This window comes from Pseudoalteromonas sp. 19-MNA-CIBAN-0066 (assembly GCF_040308705.1).
GTDB classification, from domain to species: Bacteria; Pseudomonadota; Gammaproteobacteria; order Enterobacterales; family Alteromonadaceae; genus Pseudoalteromonas; species Pseudoalteromonas nigrifaciens.
The window spans coordinates 257584-272412 of sequence record NZ_JBEONZ010000001.1; the positions used below are offsets into that span (position 1 = coordinate 257584).

Below are 14829 nucleotides of genomic sequence, written 5' to 3' on the forward strand. Positions count from 1 at the left end.
ATAGAGCTATGGGATATGAATCAACACAAAATTTAAATATGATTGTTGAAAAGCATGCTTCATTAGTAAAAAAAGTAGCATGTCATTTAATTGCTCGTTTACCCCCTAGTGTACAACTCGATGATTTAATTCAATCAGGAATGATAGGATTAATAGAGGCGTCAAAAAACTTTGATGCCACTAAAGGCGCTAGTTTTGAAACCTTTGCGGGTATTCGTATTCGGGGCGCTATGCTTGATGAAATGCGCCGTGGAGACTGGGCTCCTCGCTCAGTACATCGTAAAAGCCGCCAGGTTATAGAAGCTATTTCAGCATTAGAAAGCAGCCTGAATCGTGAACCTACAGACAGTGAAGTTGCCCAAAAGCTTGAAATTACACTAGAGCAATATCATCATATTTTAACCGATGTTAATTCCAGTAAAATCTTGGGAATAGAAGATTTAGGTATTGATGAGGATGTTATAACACCTGTTGGGCACGATTTAGCACTAGACAAACCCTTTAATAATGTTAAAAATGAAAGGTTTAATGAATCTTTATTAAGTGCAATTAAATCCCTACCAGAGCGAGATGCAATGGTGCTTTCGTTGTACTATAACGATGAAATGAATTTAAAAGAAATTGGACAGATACTCGATGTAAGTGAGTCGCGTGTAAGTCAGATACATGGTCAGGCGATGATTAAGCTAAAAGCAAAAATCAATGACTGGATAAATTAGAAGTAAGTAAATACAGGTTTAGGCCTCACTGGAGGATGTTTTGGATAAAAACATAAAAATTCTTGTTGTTGATGACTTTTCAACGATGAGACGTATTATTAAAAACCTATTGCGTGATTTAGGGTTTACCAATGTTTTAGAAGCAGATGATGGCTCAACTGCTTTACCTATGTTGCAAAATCAATCATTTGACTTTGTAGTAACAGATTGGAATATGCCGGGCATGCAAGGTATTGACTTGTTAAGAGCAATACGCGCAGATGACAAATTAAAGCATCTTCCGGTTTTAATGGTTACTGCAGAAGCTAAGAAAGAGCAAATTATTGCAGCAGCCCAAGCAGGTGTTAATGGTTATATTGTTAAGCCATTTACTGCGGGTACATTAAAAACTAAATTAGAAAAAGTGTTCGAACGCTTAGGTTAATAAGGGGAGAGGCTTATGTCAGCACCTGCTGCGCCTCAGATTACTTTAGAGCAAGCACGTCAGCTGGTCACTTTTTTAGAAAACGGTGAGCAACATAAAGCTGATCAGTTAATTTTAGAAACTGCCTCTCAAGAACAATCATATTTGTTTGCAGAAGTAGGTAAATTAACGCGCCAGTTGCACGAGTCTTTAAAGGGTTTTGAGCTTGACACCCGCATAACAGATTTAACCACTGATGCCATTCCGGACGCTAAAAAGCGACTTAACTATGTCATAGAAATGACAGAAAACGCCGCCAACAAAACCATGGATGCGGTTGAAGCGAGCCTGCCTTTAGCCCAGCAATTAGCTGATGATATTTCGCATATCAAGCCAACCTGGGATCGGTTAATGAGCCGCGATCTTGAACTTGGTGAATTTAAAACATTGTGTCATAGCATTGATAAATTTATGAACAGCTCGCATCTTAAAACCGATGAGTTGCAAGTATTAATGACTAATGTGTTAATGGCTCAAGATTATCAGGATTTAACCGGACAAGTAATTCGCCGTGTTATTGAGCTGGTACGCGAAGTTGAAGAAAGTTTAATTCATCTGTTAACTGCGTTTGCAGCACAAGATGAAAACGATAACCAAGAGCAACAAAAAACAGAAAACTCGATTGCCGCACAAGCATTAGCAGGCCCAGAAGGCCCTATTATTGATAAAGAATCGCGTGATGATGTTGTATCTGATCAAGACGAAGTTGATGATCTTTTATCAAGTTTGGGCTTCTAATAGGAGAGTAACTGCATGAGCTTTGAAGTCGATGAAGATATATTACAAGATTTTTTAGTTGAAGCTGGAGAAATCCTTGAGCTTTTATCTGAACAATTAGTTGAACTGGAAAATAACCCAGAAGATACTGAATTATTGAACGCTATTTTTAGAGGCTTTCACACTGTTAAAGGTGGCGCGGGCTTTTTAGCGATGTCAGAGCTGGTAGATGCCTGCCATGGCGCAGAAAACGTGTTTGACTTACTGCGCCAAAAAGTGCGAACAGTTAACTCTGAGCTAATGGATGTTATACTTCAAGCACTTGATACTATTAACGAAATGTTTGCTACGATAAAAAATCGTGAGCAACCAGAGCCTGCCGATCCCCAGTTACTCGAAATATTACATAAATTAGGTTTACCCCCCACAGAAGAAGAGCTTGGTGGTGACACTATTGCGCCAGTAATAACGCAAGATGCTAATTTAGATGATGACCCTTTTGCATTTGATGAGTTGTTTGATGCACCCAGTGCAGCAACAAACGCTACAGCAAACGATGCGCATATTGATGAAATTAGCGAAGATGAATTCGAAAACTTACTTGATGAACTTCATGGCAAAAGTAAAGGCCCTGCAATAAAAGAGTCATTAAGTAATAGCAGCGACTTAAGTGGCGATATTACCGACGATGAATTTGATAGCTTATTAGATGAGCTTCACGGGGTGGGAAGTTTTGGTGCGGTAAATAAAACCCCAAAACCTCAAGCAGCTCAAAGTCCGGCTGCTAGCACTAACGATGATGAAATAAGTGACGATGAGTTTGAAGCTTTACTAGATGAGCTACATGGCAAGGGAGCGGCGCCAAAATCTAAAGAAAGCGCGGCAACACCTGCACCTGTAAATAAAGTTACGGCTCCTAAAGCAGCTGTAGTTAAAGCCTCACCAGTAGCAGTTGATAAAGTTAAGCAGCCACAAGCGGCTGTTGTAGCAGCAAGTGCTAATACCAATACCGCTGCGCCAGTTGCTAAAAAAGCGCCGCCTGCACAAGCTGAAACAACAGTAAGGGTTGATACTAAACGCCTTGATCAAATTATGAATATGGTGGGCGAGCTTGTATTAGTACGTAATCGTTTAGTGAGTTTAGCCACCAGTTCAGAAAGTGAATCTATGAGTAAAGCAATATCTAACTTAGATGTTGTTACAGCTGATTTGCAAGGCGCGGTAATGAAAACGCGAATGCAGCCAATCAAAAAAGTATTTGGCCGTTTTCCGCGTGTTGTTCGCGACTTAGCACGTACCTTAAATAAAGATATTAATTTATTGCTGGTTGGCGAAGAAACCGATTTAGATAAAAACCTAGTTGAGGCACTGGCCGATCCATTAGTGCATTTAGTACGTAACTCGGTTGATCATGGTATAGAAATGCCAGATGATCGTGAAGCTGCGGGTAAACCGAGAACAGGTACCGTTACGCTTTCTGCTTCGCAGCAGGGGGATCATATTTTGCTTACCATTAAAGATGATGGCGCAGGTATGGATGCTGAAAAACTAAAACAAATAGCAATTAAAAAAGGTGTGCTTGATCAAGAGCAAGCAAGCCGTTTGTCTAACACCGAAGCTTACAATCTGATATTTGCGCCAGGGTTTTCTACCAAAGAAGCAATATCTGATATTTCTGGTCGTGGTGTTGGCATGGATGTGGTTAAAACTAAAATCACCCAGTTAAATGGCTCGGTTAGCATAGAGTCAGAACTAGGTGTGGGCACTATACTTGAAATTAAAGTACCGTTAACTTTGGCTATTTTACCTACCTTAATGGTGGTAGTGAGTGAGCAAACATTTGCACTACCATTAGCAGGGGTAAGTGAAATATTTAACTTAGACCTTACTAAAACGAATGTGGTTGATGGTCAGTTAACTATTATTGTTCGTAAAAAGGCAGTGCCTTTATTTTATTTAGAGCATTGGCTAGTGAAAGGTGCCGATCGTACAAGCCGTAAAGCGCAAGGGCATGTGGTTATTGTGCAAATAGGTACACAACAAGTTGGCTTTGTGGTTGATTCGTTAATTGGTCAAGAAGAAGTGGTTATTAAGCCGTTAGACGCTTTATTACAAGGTACGCCTGGAATGGCAGGTGCCACTATTACTTCGGATGGTGGTATTGCACTTATATTAGATGTACCGAGTATGTTAAAACACTACGCAGGTAAATAATAAAGTAGACGTATACTTTATACGTCTACACAATAAAAATAAGAGAGCAAAATGGCCGTTAAAGTTTTAGTTGTTGATGATTCGAGCTTTTTTCGCCGTCGAGTGAGTGAGATTCTTGAATTAGATAGCGAGATTGAAGTAATTGGCTTTGCCGTAAATGGCCGAGATGCTGTAGAAAAAGCAGCTAGTTTACGTCCTGATATGATCACTATGGATGTAGAAATGCCGGTGTTGGATGGTATAAGTGCTGTAAAAGAAATTATGGCCAGTAACCCGACGCCAATTTTAATGTTTTCTTCGTTAACTCGCTCCGGTGCAACTGCAACTTTAGATGCACTTGATGCTGGTGCTATGGATTTTTTACCGAAAAAATTTGAAGACATTGCTCGCAATAACGAAGATGCCATTAAGCTGCTGCAAAGCAAAGTAAAAGAAATTGGCCGCCAACGTATTAGACGTGTTGCTAGCCCTAGCCCCTCCAGTATAAACAAACCTTTATTTACACCTACTTCAGCGCCAAGCGCATTAGCAGCAAGGTTTGCACAAACAAATAAAACAGCAACAACAGTAGTACAACCAGAGCGAAGCTTTAATAATTCGGCAGTAACTAGTCGCAGTGCAATAGTAACAAAGCGCACGAGTGGCAAGCACTATCAACTAGTTGCAATTGGCACATCAACCGGTGGACCTGTTGCGCTGCAAACTATATTAACTCAGCTTCCTGCTAACTTTCCGCACCCTATATTATTAATTCAGCATATGCCTGCTGCGTTTACTCCGGCTTTTGCGGCACGCTTAAATAGTTTGTGTAAAATTCAGGTAAAAGAAGCGCAGCAAGGAGATCGACTGCAAGCAGGTGTGGCTTACTTAGCACCGGGTGGCCAGCAAATGATGATTGATGGTCGTGGGGCAAGTAGAACACTACGAGTTTTTGAAGATAACAGCGAGCGCATTAGTTACAAACCAAGCGTTGATGTAACCTTCGCCAGTGCCGCTAAAGCGTATCAAGGTGATGTATTAGCTATAGTATTAACTGGTATGGGCGCAGATGGGCGTGAAGGCGCTCGTATGCTTAAACAATCAGGGGCAACCATTTGGGCACAAGATGAAAAAAGCTGTGTTGTTTATGGTATGCCACAAGCAATTGCTAATGCTGGTTTAGCGAGCGAAAGTCTGCCATTAGATGAAGTAGCAATACGTTTAAAGACAGAGGTGGGCTGTGGATAAGCTTTCCGTACTAGGTTTACTTATTGGCTTGGGCGCCATTGCTATAGGTTACTCGTTAGAGGGCGGTGTGGTATCGGCATTATTTAACGGACCTGCGTTGATCATTGTACTGGGCGGCACATTGGGTGCTGTAATGTTACAAACATCAGCCAGTACTTTTAAAAAGATGCTAGAAATTACGCACTGGGTTTTTGTATCGCCTAAATACAATATTGAAGATGCCATAGAGCAAGTAAAAGGATGGTCACATAAAGCACGTCAAGAAGGTTATTTAGCCCTTGAAAACGAAGCGCTTACCCACCCAGATGCCTATGCTGCAAAAGGGCTTGGATTATTAGTTGATGGTTGCTCAGATCAAAAACTGCGCGATACGTTAGAAATAGATTTACTGTTAGAGCGCGAACGTCTGCTAGAGGCAAGTCGTGTTTATGAAGCTATGGGCGGTTATAGTCCGACCATAGGTATTTTAGGGGCCGTGCTTGGTCTTATTCAGGCAATGTCGTTTATTACAGATCCGCAAAAGCTTGGAGCCGGTGTTGCCACTGCCTTTATAGCAACTATTTATGGCGTGGGTTTAGCTAATTTATTATTTTTACCTATGGCTAATAAGTTAAAGCAACGGGTTGAGCAAAAAATGCTTTATCACGAAATGCTTGCCGAGGGCGTAATTGCAATAAGCCAAGGCGAAAGCCCAGTAAGCATTGAATTAAAGCTTGAAGCCTATCGGGTTGACCGCCCAAATGTCGTGGTTGAGTAGCCCCTATTATGTTACGTCGTCGCTTACGCAACACCACTACTAAAAGTCAACACACAGAACGTTGGCTGGTGTCTTATGCTGATTATATGACGATTATGTTTGCCTTTTTTGTGGTTTTGTACGCAATAGCAATTAACAAAGAAGAGAAATTTCAAGTGCTGTCCGATTCGATTGGTTATGTATTTGATAAGTCAGCCCGTCAACATTCGCAGCAAGGAACTGGGGTAAATGGCGACGCAATATTGACAGACAGAGTAACCCCAGAGCAAGAAGTGCTCTACGGCGAAAGTATTTTAAAAGAAGAACACGGGCCAAAGCTGCTGGACGGACAAAGCGATACCAGTAATATTGAGCAAAAACACCTTGGCAAACCACTCGATAGTTTGTTGGCTAAGCTGCAATCGTCATTAATAGATGAAATACGCGATGGTGAAGCAAGTTTAGAACTCAGCCAAGATTGGCTGATCATTGAGCTTAGTTCTGGCATGCTATTTTCAAGTGGCAGTAGTGTAGCGCAAGTTCGAGCTAAGCAAGTTGTTAAAATAATTAAAGATATAATTGCTCCGGTAGATAACTATATTAGAGTACGCGGCTATACTGACAACCAAACCATAGGTAATGAAATGTACAGCTCGAATTGGGAGTTGTCGGTGGCGCGTGCAACAGCCGTTTTAGTTGAGCTTGAAAGGCTAGGTATAAATTCAGCGCGAATGGCGATTGAGGGATATGGTCAATATTCTCCTTTTGCCACTAACGATACTAAGCAAGGGCGTGCTGAAAATCGCAAAGTAGTTATTGCCCTATCTAAATATGGGTTGCCACCAACAGCAGAAGTAGTAAGCGTTGAGCCGCAACAAGTAGTCGTTAAACCTGAGCCTGAAGCAGAATTACCCTCTGACGATAATACAATAAAAATAATTCGTTTACCCCATGGCGGTATTCGTATATCGACTCGAAATGAACTGTAATTAGGATGCAATGTGAAGATTTGGACTGTAGCAAATCAAAAAGGTGGAGTAGGGAAAACCACAACCGCGGTTAGCCTTGCAGGTATTTTAGCATCTCAAGGTAAGCGCGTATTATTGATTGATACCGATCCTCATGCCTCATTAACCTATTACTTTGGCATTGATTCTGAGGATTTAGAGGTTAGCGTATACGATATTTTTGTACGCGGAACTAGCATGCAAAGCGAAGAAATACTCCAAGCATTATGTCCATCTAGTATTGAAAACTTAGATATATTACCCGCCACTATGGCTATCGCTACTCTAGATAGAAGTATGGGCAATAAAACCGGCATGGGATTAATATTAAAAAAAGCGCTTGCAAAAATAAGCGAATATTACGACTATGCAATCCTCGATTGCCCCCCAGTACTTGGCGTATTAATGGTTAATGCGCTAGCTGCGAGTGAACGCATTTTAGTGCCGGTACAAACCGAGTTTTTAGCGCTAAAGGGGCTCGACAGAATGATGCGTACTATGCAGTTAATGCAAACATCTCAAGCTAAAAGCTATGAATATACTATAATTGCCACCATGTACGATAAGCGCACTAAAGCCTCGTTAGAGGCATATAAAACACTGCAAAATACTTATACTGATAAAGTGTGGCCGGGCGTTGTTCCGGTAGATACCAAATTTAGAGACGCCAGTTTAGCGCAACAAGTTCCAAGTGAATTTTGCCCACGGTCTCGCGGGGTATATGCCTACAAGGCATTGCTCGACTATTTAATAGAACAAGGTTAATCAATGAGTAAGCAATTATTTGCTAATGAAAAAGTAATGACTCAATATCTAGGCGCGTTATTGTGCGAAGACGAGCCTGTAGATAATCTTGAACCCGTTGCAAAATTACTTGAGCAAGTAACGGATAAAAAAACTGAACACCCAGATTTAGAAGCGCAGAGCACACAAAGTACGCCAGTATTTGAGCAAGTTGTGCCAGAAATTATTAAAAAGCCGATAGCGCAAGAAATCAAAGCCCTAGTCACCTCTGCTGAGCAAACACTGTCGGCCGAGCAAATATTAGCCGCACAAAGCCAAGCTGATTATTTTGACGGGCAGTTTCAAGCCTTATTTTTTGAAGTGGCAGGATTAACGCTAGCTGTGCCGCTTAAAGCGTTAGGCGGTATACATGAATTAAGTGAAGTAAATCATTTATTTGGTAAACCAAAGTGGTTTAAAGGCGTTATGCTCAATAGAGATGAAAAACTTAATGTGGTTGATACCGCACGTTGGGTTATGCCAGAAAAGTATGACGAAAAGTTAGAGGCGTCACTTAACTACAAGTATTTAATTACACTAGGCGACAGTCAGTGGGGATTATTGGCAGAAAAGCTAATAAATAACATTACATTGAGTAAAGAAGATGTAAAATGGCGTACAAACCAAAGTAAGCGCCCATGGCTTGCCGGTGTTATTAAAGAAAAAATGTGCGCTTTAATAGATGTAAATAATTTAAATGCATTATTAGAGAAAGGCCTAGACAGCCGTCAGTAGTAATGACCATTACGGGGAAACAGCATGAACCAAGATAAGTTACTGTCAGCAAATAAAAATGCAGATAATAATGATGAAATACTACAGTGGGTAACGTTTAAGTTAGAAGACGAAACTTACGGTGTTAACGTAATGCAAGTGCAAGAAATATTACGCTACACTGAAATAGCCCCTGTACCTGGTGCACCTTCGTACGTGATTGGTATTATTAACTTACGTGGCAATGTGGTTACGGTTATTGATACTCGTGCCCGTTTTGGTTTAGCCGGTACGGATGCAACAGATAATTCGCGAATTTTAATTATTGAAGCTGAAGAGCAAGTTATTGGTATTTTAGCCGACAGCGTATCTGAAGTGGTTTATTTGCGAAGCTCAGAAATAGACAGTGCGCCGAATGTAGGCACAGAAGAAAGCGCTAAGTTTATTCAGGGTGTGTGTAATCGCGAAAACGAGTTACTTATTTTAGTTGATTTAAATAAGCTACTTAGTGACGACGAATGGGATGAGTTGAGCGATTTATAAGCTTTACCACTAAAAATTATGTTATTACTCAGTTTAGCAATTATAGCGTTAGCTGTTGCCCTTATAGCATTGGCGATGATCATTCTATTTAAAAGCAGCTATGCAAGTGAGCTTACCTCTCAGCTGCAGCAATTTAAAGACTCGGCTGAGCAAATTAATATTTTACGCAGTGAGGTACAAGAGTTGCGCACTGGGTTATTAAGTATTGGTAAGCGAGTACTTGAAGTTGAGCAGCAAAATGAAGAGCTAACTCAACAACAAGCAGCGCAAAAGTATGACGATCCAGATGCAAAAATTTATTCTCGTGCTGTAAAAATGGTCGAACTTGGAGCTGATTTAGAAGAAGTAATTCGTGAATGCGAATTACCTAGAGCAGAAGCAGAACTGCTGTTTTCATTGCATAAACAAAAAGGCGCTTAGCGTCTTTTTTGCTTTTTAATGCTGTTAAAGCTACGCCTTAATATTTAACTTACCTTGAAAGTCTTGCCAGCCTGGCGGAAATTGCCCTCTTAATACATACGAAAATGCAATTAGCTCAGCAATTACATAATACAACTCTTTAGGTATTTCTTCCCCAAGCTCTAAGTGTGATAACGTTTTGGCTAATGCTTCATCTTGATGGATCATAATGCCTTTTTTTTCAGCCGCTGCTATTATTTCATCAGCTAATTTACCAAAGCCCTTGGTACTTACCATTGGCGAGTTTCCGGCTGCATATAAAAGCCCAATCGCAGATTTGTTGTTGGCTGAGTCACTCATTTTTTATACCTTAATATTAATAATGGCATGCGATTTATAAAAAGCTTGATGGCTTGCATCGCCTTGCTTTAAAGTAAGATCACCTACTTGCAAACCATGCTTGGCTAATTTTGATCTTAAATTATCAAGATGCGGATGAGCCATAGCGGTCACTTCTTGGCTTGATGCAAATAACTGGCAATCAAGTGCTTTATCCATTAATTCGGCAGTAATTTGTAACTGACCAAGCTGTGCATAATCAAAGTTTAATCTAACAAACCAGACATTTTTTCCTGCTAGCTTATCGCCACTGGGCTTTTTATATTGGCCTAATGTTATTTCTGTTTGCGCCGCTTCTGGCGGTAATTTCATTGGTAATAAAAAGTTTACCAAGGGGTTTGAGTCGGCTAGCTGATTAGCAGGGGTAACATTTACTTGGCCAAGGGTATTTTTAACTTGTGTTAACTCCCCCGCAAGTGCTTGCACTTGGCTTTGTTGCAGTTGCTCAAGTAATTTAGCACCAGAGTTGCCGGTTTTAAATGTGGGTAATAACACCTGCAGTAGTGCATCTAAGCCGGTTTGATTATTAATGCTAATAGGTGTAGTTGTTTGGCTAATAATAGGCGCGGCTAAAATGCTTACTGCAAGTTGCTCTAATCCCTTACTAAAACTGCTTTGCAGCGTGTCGTTTGTCAGTTGCGTTGGTTGTAATGTGGCAAGAATTTCGCGCTGTATAGCTGTTGGGTGCAAATTGTTACTAGAAACCATCCGATTAAATGCCTGATTTACGAGGCGCGTTAAGTCGGCTGGTTGCTGCGATAACTGCTGTGCAATATCTGCTATTTTGCTGCTTAAAAGCGGCGTGTTATTGGGTATGTTTATTGCGCTAGCTGCACTGAGTTGGTTTAGCAGTGGAGCGAGTAATTTAGCTTCTAAAGGGTGTAATTGATTTTGCGAACTTAGTTTGCCATTGCTCGTTGTTGCAAAGAGCATGCTTGTTGGCAACTGCCATAGGCTAACACTTGATTTAATTAATTGGGTTAACTGCACTAAAGGTGGCAACTGGTTAGGTTGCTGGTTTAACTGCTCGGCGACATTTAGTTTATTAATACCTGTTGGCGTTTGATTTATAGCGGCAAAAGGTTTGTTTTCGAAGTATTTTACTGCATCACTTATACGCGTTTTTAGTTCACCAAAACTACTTTTTAACCAAGAATCAATAGGGCTGTTATTAGCCGCTATTAATGGACTAGTAGGGTTATTTAAATTGCTTGTTGATACGCTGCTTTGCTGCGCCGAAATTAGTTGATTAAACGGTTTTGTGAACGAGTTTTTAAGTATGACAGTGGTACTGTTTATATTAGTTTTAATTAACAGTTTGTTGGCTTGGCTGCTCAAGTTTACGTTTGTTACGGTATGCGAAAGTTGGTTAAGTTGATTATTGTTTATATTAAGCTTAAATGAACCTGCTTGTTGTGCATGCGTTAAAATTGCAAATTTAGGGGTTGCTTGTAGCTGTGCATTTGGCAAATTTTGCGCAAGTAAACTTGCTAGTTTTGCTTGAGTTATGGGTTGTGTATGCACGGAGTCAACAAAGCGATTGATAACGTCTAGCTGCGCGCCTTTGTTATTAGTGCTAATTATTATTTTTAATGGTTGCTCGGCGGCCAGTAGTTGCGCTACCTCTTTATTAATTGCAATGCTGGCATTAAGCTTTTCAATTACCAGCTTGGGTGTAGGCGTTAATACGACCTGCGCCGGCATAGGGTTATTTTGTAACTCGCTTCCGGTATTTATATAATTTAAAAATTGCTGTAATTGCACCGGTTGATTAAGTGTAAGCCTTGTATTGTTGGGGGTAATTGCAAGTGACTTGCCCTCATTACTGAGCTGTATATTTGCGCTGGCTATTTTGTCTAAGTTTTTTGGCGCAGTTGTAATGCCAAGTCTGAGAGTTTGCCAGTGCTTATTTATTAATACATCTAGGGTAATCGATTCTTTAGAAAACTGAATATTTTTTGCCGCAAGCATCTCGCCAGGAAGCGAGGTTAAGTTATGCTTAGGCGCATTAGAGGTTAGGTTATTAACCAATGAATTAGATAATGTAATTTGCGTAGGTGTATTCATTATTTTAAATCAAGTTTTCTTTATTTTTAGTGAATCGATTTTAAAGCAATATTCGTATTACCCTATCATTATGATAGACTAACGCCTAATTTTTGGCAGAGAGAATCGTCATCTTGTTACACATTAAGTCCGTCACCTGCATCAAGCAAGAACGTTGTTTGTTTGCGGATCTTAATTTTAGCCTTAATAGCGGCCAAATCATGCAATTAGCAGGTGCTAATGGTGCTGGTAAAACGTCTTTATTACGTATTATAGCGGGCTTTTCTATGCCTGATGAAGGCGATATTCTGTACCTTAATCAGTCGATTAAAAAGTACTATGAAGAGTACGCCAGAGATCTATTATTTATAGGCCATAAAACCGGGGTTAATGTGCAGCTCAGTGCGCTTGAAAACGTTAAGCATTGGCTGGCAATTAATGGCTACACTAATGAAGGTGATTTATACCCTTTATTAAGTAAGCTTGGCTTAGTAGGCCTTGAAGATGTACCGGTTAGAACGCTCTCTGCTGGGCAGCAACGCCGTGTTGCGTTAGCTCGATTATGGTTAAGTGAAGCTAAGTTATGGATTTTAGATGAGCCATTTACAGCACTTGATAAAAGTGGTGTTGTCTTTTTACAGCAACGTTTTGTTGAGCATTTAAAAAATGGCGGAGCTATATTGCTAACCACGCATCAAGATTTAACGGCTCATTTTAGCAACCTACAAACACTCACTTTGGAGTATCGTCACTAATGACCCGACAACACTCCTATTGGTTACTTTTTAAAGCCGTGTTTAGTAAAGATGTTAAACTTGCTTTTCGTCAGCGCGCTGAAATTATCAATCCTATTTTGTTCTTTTTAATTGTTATTTCATTATTTCCGTTAGCTATTGGGCCAGAGCCCGGTCTACTGGCAAGAATGGCGCCGGGTATAATTTGGGTGGCTGCTTTACTCTCAACTATGTTGGGCTTAGATAAGCTGTTTAGAGATGATTATAACGATGGCTCACTTGAACAACTTATTGCATCGTCGTATCCGTTATCGTTAACTGTGTTGGCTAAAGTAGCCGCGCATTGGGTGATCACTGGGCTTCCTTTGGTATTAATGACCCCACTGTTTGCACTACTATTGAATTTAGATAACACAGCATTAATGGCTACGTTACTAACGCTATTATTAGGTACGCCTTTGTTGAGCTTTATTGGCGCAATTGGGGCTGGGCTTACTGTAGGATTACAAAAAGGCGGTATTTTAATGAGTTTATTGGTGTTGCCTTTGTATATTCCGGTTTTAATTTTTGCAACGTCAGCTATCGATACCAGTACTATGTCGCTGGATTATAGTGGGCAGCTTGCCATTCTTGGCGCTATGTTAGTTATTGCTATTATTAGTGCGCCAATCGCCATATCGTCAGCATTAAAAGTGAGTGTAAGTTAATATGTGGAAGTGGTTACATCCCTATGCTAAAGCAGAGCGTGCATATAAGTTATGCAATACGTTATTGCCTTATTTTGCCGTAGTTACGGTTATTAGTATGTTAGTTGGTTGGGTATGGGGGCTTGGTTTTGCGCCTGCCGATTACCAACAAAAAGACAGCTACCGTATCATTTTTATTCATGTGCCTTCGGCTATTTTATCTATGGGTGCTTATTCATCAATGGCAATTGCTGCCATTATTGCGCTGGTTTGGCAGTTACGAAACGCTGAACTTGCAGTTATTGCAATTGCGCCTGTAGGGGCGTGCATTACTGCGATTGCACTTATAACCGGTGCTGCATGGGGTAAACCTATGTGGGGCGCTTGGTGGGTGTGGGATGCGCGTTTAACCTCAGAACTTATTTTATTATTTTTATATTTGGGTGTGTTGTCTTTGTACCATGCCTTTGAAGATAAGAAGGCAGCGGGTCGTGCCGCTTCTATTTTGGCTATTGTAGGGGTTATTAATTTACCTATTATTCATTACTCTGTTGAGTGGTGGAATACTCTACATCAAGGAGCCTCAATAACTAAGCTAGATACCAAAGCAATTGATCCCAGTATGTTTTGGCCATTAATGGTAAACATTTTGGCGTTTGCGGCTTTTGTTGGCACTGTTACTTTAATTCGTCTTAAAAATGAAATATTACAACGTGAAAAGCATCGCCCATGGGTGCGCCAGTTGTTAACTAAGAGGTAGTTATGCAGTTTGACTCATTTTCTGATTTTATTGCAATGGGAGGCTATGGATTTTATGTGTGGCTTTCTTTTGGTACATGCGCACTTATTTTATTAGGTATTTTATTTAGTTCACTCAGAGAGACTAAGCATATTATGGCATCGGTAGAGCAACAAATAGCGCGAGAAGTTCGTATTAAAAATGCTAAGCAGGAGCAAATATAATGAACCCAAGACGTAAAAAACGCCTTTTAGTTATTGTTGCAGTGCTGTTTGGTATTGGTGCCTCAATAGGCTTGGTACTGTATGCATTACAAGAAAACATTAATTTATTTTATACCCCAAGTGAGCTTGTTGACGGTAAAGGCCCCAATAAAGAAAAACCACAAATAGGCCAAAAGCTACGCATTGGTGGCATGGTTGTACCAGGTTCGGTAGAGCGCAATGAGCAAAGTTTAAAAGTAAGCTTTACTTTAGTTGATACAGGCCCAACCGTGGTAGTGCGTTATCAGGGGATTTTGCCTGACCTATTTCGCGAAGGCCAAGGCATAGTTGCACAAGGTGTACTTGTGGAGCCCAATGTAATAGAAGCATTTGAAGTACTTGCTAAGCATGATGAAGAATACATGCCTGCTGAAGTGGCAGAAGCGTTAAAAGGAATTAAACACGAGAAACCTAAATACAACCTAGATAGTGGTAATTAA

The 14829-nt window shown here is 40.4% G+C and carries 18 protein-coding genes; 16 read left to right on the forward strand and 2 right to left on the reverse strand.

Annotation, left to right across the window (positions count from 1 at the left end):
• Positions 1-8 precede the first annotated feature (8 nt).
• The 11 genes from AAEZ18_RS01195 to AAEZ18_RS01245 are packed head-to-tail and all read left to right on the forward strand — an operon-like array spanning position 9 to position 9543.
• Entirely contained in the window at positions 9-719 is a 711-nt protein-coding gene (locus tag AAEZ18_RS01195) for an RNA polymerase sigma factor FliA (protein ID WP_011327502.1), read from the forward strand.
• Positions 720-759: 40 nt separating this feature from the next.
• Positions 760-1143, forward strand: a complete 384-nt coding sequence (cheY, locus tag AAEZ18_RS01200; protein ID WP_011327503.1) for a chemotaxis response regulator CheY — start codon at positions 760-762, stop codon at positions 1141-1143.
• A gap of 15 nt (positions 1144-1158) precedes the next feature.
• Complete coding sequence (locus tag AAEZ18_RS01205) at positions 1159-1920, forward strand: protein phosphatase CheZ (RefSeq protein ID WP_011327504.1); 762 nt, start codon at positions 1159-1161, stop codon at positions 1918-1920.
• A gap of 15 nt (positions 1921-1935) precedes the next feature.
• Positions 1936-4113, forward strand: a complete 2178-nt coding sequence (locus AAEZ18_RS01210) for a chemotaxis protein CheA (protein WP_179807109.1) — start codon at positions 1936-1938, stop codon at positions 4111-4113.
• A gap of 51 nt (positions 4114-4164) precedes the next feature.
• The gene (locus AAEZ18_RS01215; RefSeq protein ID WP_350594222.1) at positions 4165-5340 is read left to right on the forward strand and encodes a protein-glutamate methylesterase/protein-glutamine glutaminase; all 1176 of its coding nucleotides are present in this window, start codon (positions 4165-4167) and stop codon (positions 5338-5340) included.
• The gene (locus tag AAEZ18_RS01220; RefSeq protein WP_058372798.1) at positions 5333-6097 is read left to right on the forward strand and encodes a flagellar motor protein; all 765 of its coding nucleotides are present in this window, start codon (positions 5333-5335) and stop codon (positions 6095-6097) included. The genes AAEZ18_RS01215 and AAEZ18_RS01220 overlap by 8 nt, the downstream gene beginning before the upstream one ends.
• An 8-nt stretch (positions 6098-6105) precedes the next feature.
• Positions 6106-7065 carry a flagellar motor protein MotB gene (locus AAEZ18_RS01225; protein WP_179807111.1) on the forward strand — a complete coding sequence of 320 codons (960 nt, stop codon included), beginning with the start codon at positions 6106-6108 and terminating at the stop codon, positions 7063-7065.
• 12 nt (positions 7066-7077) lie between these two features.
• Positions 7078-7848 (forward strand): ParA family protein, encoded by a 771-nt coding sequence (locus AAEZ18_RS01230; RefSeq protein WP_011327509.1) that lies wholly within the window; start codon positions 7078-7080, stop codon positions 7846-7848.
• A gap of 3 nt (positions 7849-7851) precedes the next feature.
• A complete protein-coding gene (locus AAEZ18_RS01235) occupies positions 7852-8601 on the forward strand; it encodes a chemotaxis protein CheW (RefSeq protein WP_089367882.1) in 750 nt (249 codons plus the stop codon).
• A gap of 24 nt (positions 8602-8625) precedes the next feature.
• Entirely contained in the window at positions 8626-9123 is a 498-nt protein-coding gene (locus AAEZ18_RS01240) for a chemotaxis protein CheW (protein ID WP_011327511.1), read from the forward strand.
• An 18-nt stretch (positions 9124-9141) separates the two neighbouring features.
• Positions 9142-9543, forward strand: a complete 402-nt coding sequence (locus AAEZ18_RS01245; RefSeq protein ID WP_011327512.1) for a DUF2802 domain-containing protein — start codon at positions 9142-9144, stop codon at positions 9541-9543.
• A gap of 30 nt (positions 9544-9573) precedes the next feature.
• Here AAEZ18_RS01245 and AAEZ18_RS01250 read toward each other — a convergent pair whose 3' ends face one another.
• Positions 9574-9882, reverse strand: a complete 309-nt coding sequence (locus AAEZ18_RS01250) for an EscU/YscU/HrcU family type III secretion system export apparatus switch protein (RefSeq protein WP_011327513.1) — start codon at positions 9880-9882, stop codon at positions 9574-9576.
• A gap of 3 nt (positions 9883-9885) precedes the next feature.
• Complete coding sequence (gene fliK / locus AAEZ18_RS01255; protein ID WP_350594218.1) at positions 9886-11988, reverse strand: flagellar hook-length control protein FliK; 2103 nt, start codon at positions 11986-11988, stop codon at positions 9886-9888.
• Positions 11989-12101: 113 nt separating this feature from the next.
• Here fliK and ccmA point away from each other — a divergent pair, with 113 nt between their 5' ends.
• Genes ccmA through ccmE form a run of 5 tightly spaced genes read left to right on the forward strand, consistent with a single transcriptional unit; the run spans position 12102 to position 14829 of the window.
• Positions 12102-12722, forward strand: coding sequence for a cytochrome c biogenesis heme-transporting ATPase CcmA (gene ccmA / locus AAEZ18_RS01260; RefSeq protein WP_350594216.1), 621 nt, complete (start codon positions 12102-12104; stop codon positions 12720-12722).
• Positions 12722-13408: a heme exporter protein CcmB gene (ccmB, locus tag AAEZ18_RS01265; RefSeq protein WP_011327516.1), complete on the forward strand. Its 687-nt coding sequence runs from the start codon at positions 12722-12724 to the stop codon at positions 13406-13408. Before ccmA ends, ccmB begins: the two co-directional genes overlap by 1 nt.
• A gap of 1 nt (position 13409) precedes the next feature.
• Positions 13410-14147, forward strand: a complete 738-nt coding sequence (locus AAEZ18_RS01270; protein ID WP_011327517.1) for a heme ABC transporter permease — start codon at positions 13410-13412, stop codon at positions 14145-14147.
• 2 nt (positions 14148-14149) lie between these two features.
• Complete coding sequence (gene ccmD / locus AAEZ18_RS01275; protein ID WP_011327518.1) at positions 14150-14350, forward strand: heme exporter protein CcmD; 201 nt, start codon at positions 14150-14152, stop codon at positions 14348-14350.
• Entirely contained in the window at positions 14350-14829 is a 480-nt protein-coding gene (ccmE, locus tag AAEZ18_RS01280) for a cytochrome c maturation protein CcmE (RefSeq protein ID WP_011327519.1), read from the forward strand. Before ccmD ends, ccmE begins: the two co-directional genes overlap by 1 nt.

Excerpts from the sequence above, each read along its gene's own strand:
- AAEZ18_RS01195 (WP_011327502.1), top strand. The coding sequence starts at position 9 with ATGGGATATGAATCAACACAAAATTTAAATATGATTGTTGAAAAGCAT.
- AAEZ18_RS01205 (WP_011327504.1), top strand. The coding sequence starts at position 1,159 with ATGTCAGCACCTGCTGCGCCTCAGATTACTTTAGAGCAAGCACGTCAG.
- AAEZ18_RS01210 (WP_179807109.1), top strand. The coding sequence starts at position 1,936 with ATGAGCTTTGAAGTCGATGAAGATATATTACAAGATTTTTTAGTTGAA.
- AAEZ18_RS01215 (WP_350594222.1), top strand. The coding sequence starts at position 4,165 with ATGGCCGTTAAAGTTTTAGTTGTTGATGATTCGAGCTTTTTTCGCCGT.
- AAEZ18_RS01225 (WP_179807111.1), top strand. The coding sequence starts at position 6,106 with ATGTTACGTCGTCGCTTACGCAACACCACTACTAAAAGTCAACACACA.
- AAEZ18_RS01235 (WP_089367882.1), top strand. The coding sequence starts at position 7,852 with ATGAGTAAGCAATTATTTGCTAATGAAAAAGTAATGACTCAATATCTA.
- AAEZ18_RS01240 (WP_011327511.1), top strand. The coding sequence starts at position 8,626 with ATGAACCAAGATAAGTTACTGTCAGCAAATAAAAATGCAGATAATAAT.
- AAEZ18_RS01245 (WP_011327512.1), top strand. The coding sequence starts at position 9,142 with ATGTTATTACTCAGTTTAGCAATTATAGCGTTAGCTGTTGCCCTTATA.
- AAEZ18_RS01250 (WP_011327513.1), bottom strand. The coding sequence starts at position 9,882 with ATGAGTGACTCAGCCAACAACAAATCTGCGATTGGGCTTTTATATGCA.
- fliK (WP_350594218.1), bottom strand. The coding sequence starts at position 11,988 with ATGAATACACCTACGCAAATTACATTATCTAATTCATTGGTTAATAAC.
- ccmB (WP_011327516.1), top strand. The coding sequence starts at position 12,722 with ATGACCCGACAACACTCCTATTGGTTACTTTTTAAAGCCGTGTTTAGT.
- AAEZ18_RS01270 (WP_011327517.1), top strand. The coding sequence starts at position 13,410 with ATGTGGAAGTGGTTACATCCCTATGCTAAAGCAGAGCGTGCATATAAG.
- ccmD (WP_011327518.1), top strand. The coding sequence starts at position 14,150 with ATGCAGTTTGACTCATTTTCTGATTTTATTGCAATGGGAGGCTATGGA.
- ccmE (WP_011327519.1), top strand. The coding sequence starts at position 14,350 with ATGAACCCAAGACGTAAAAAACGCCTTTTAGTTATTGTTGCAGTGCTG.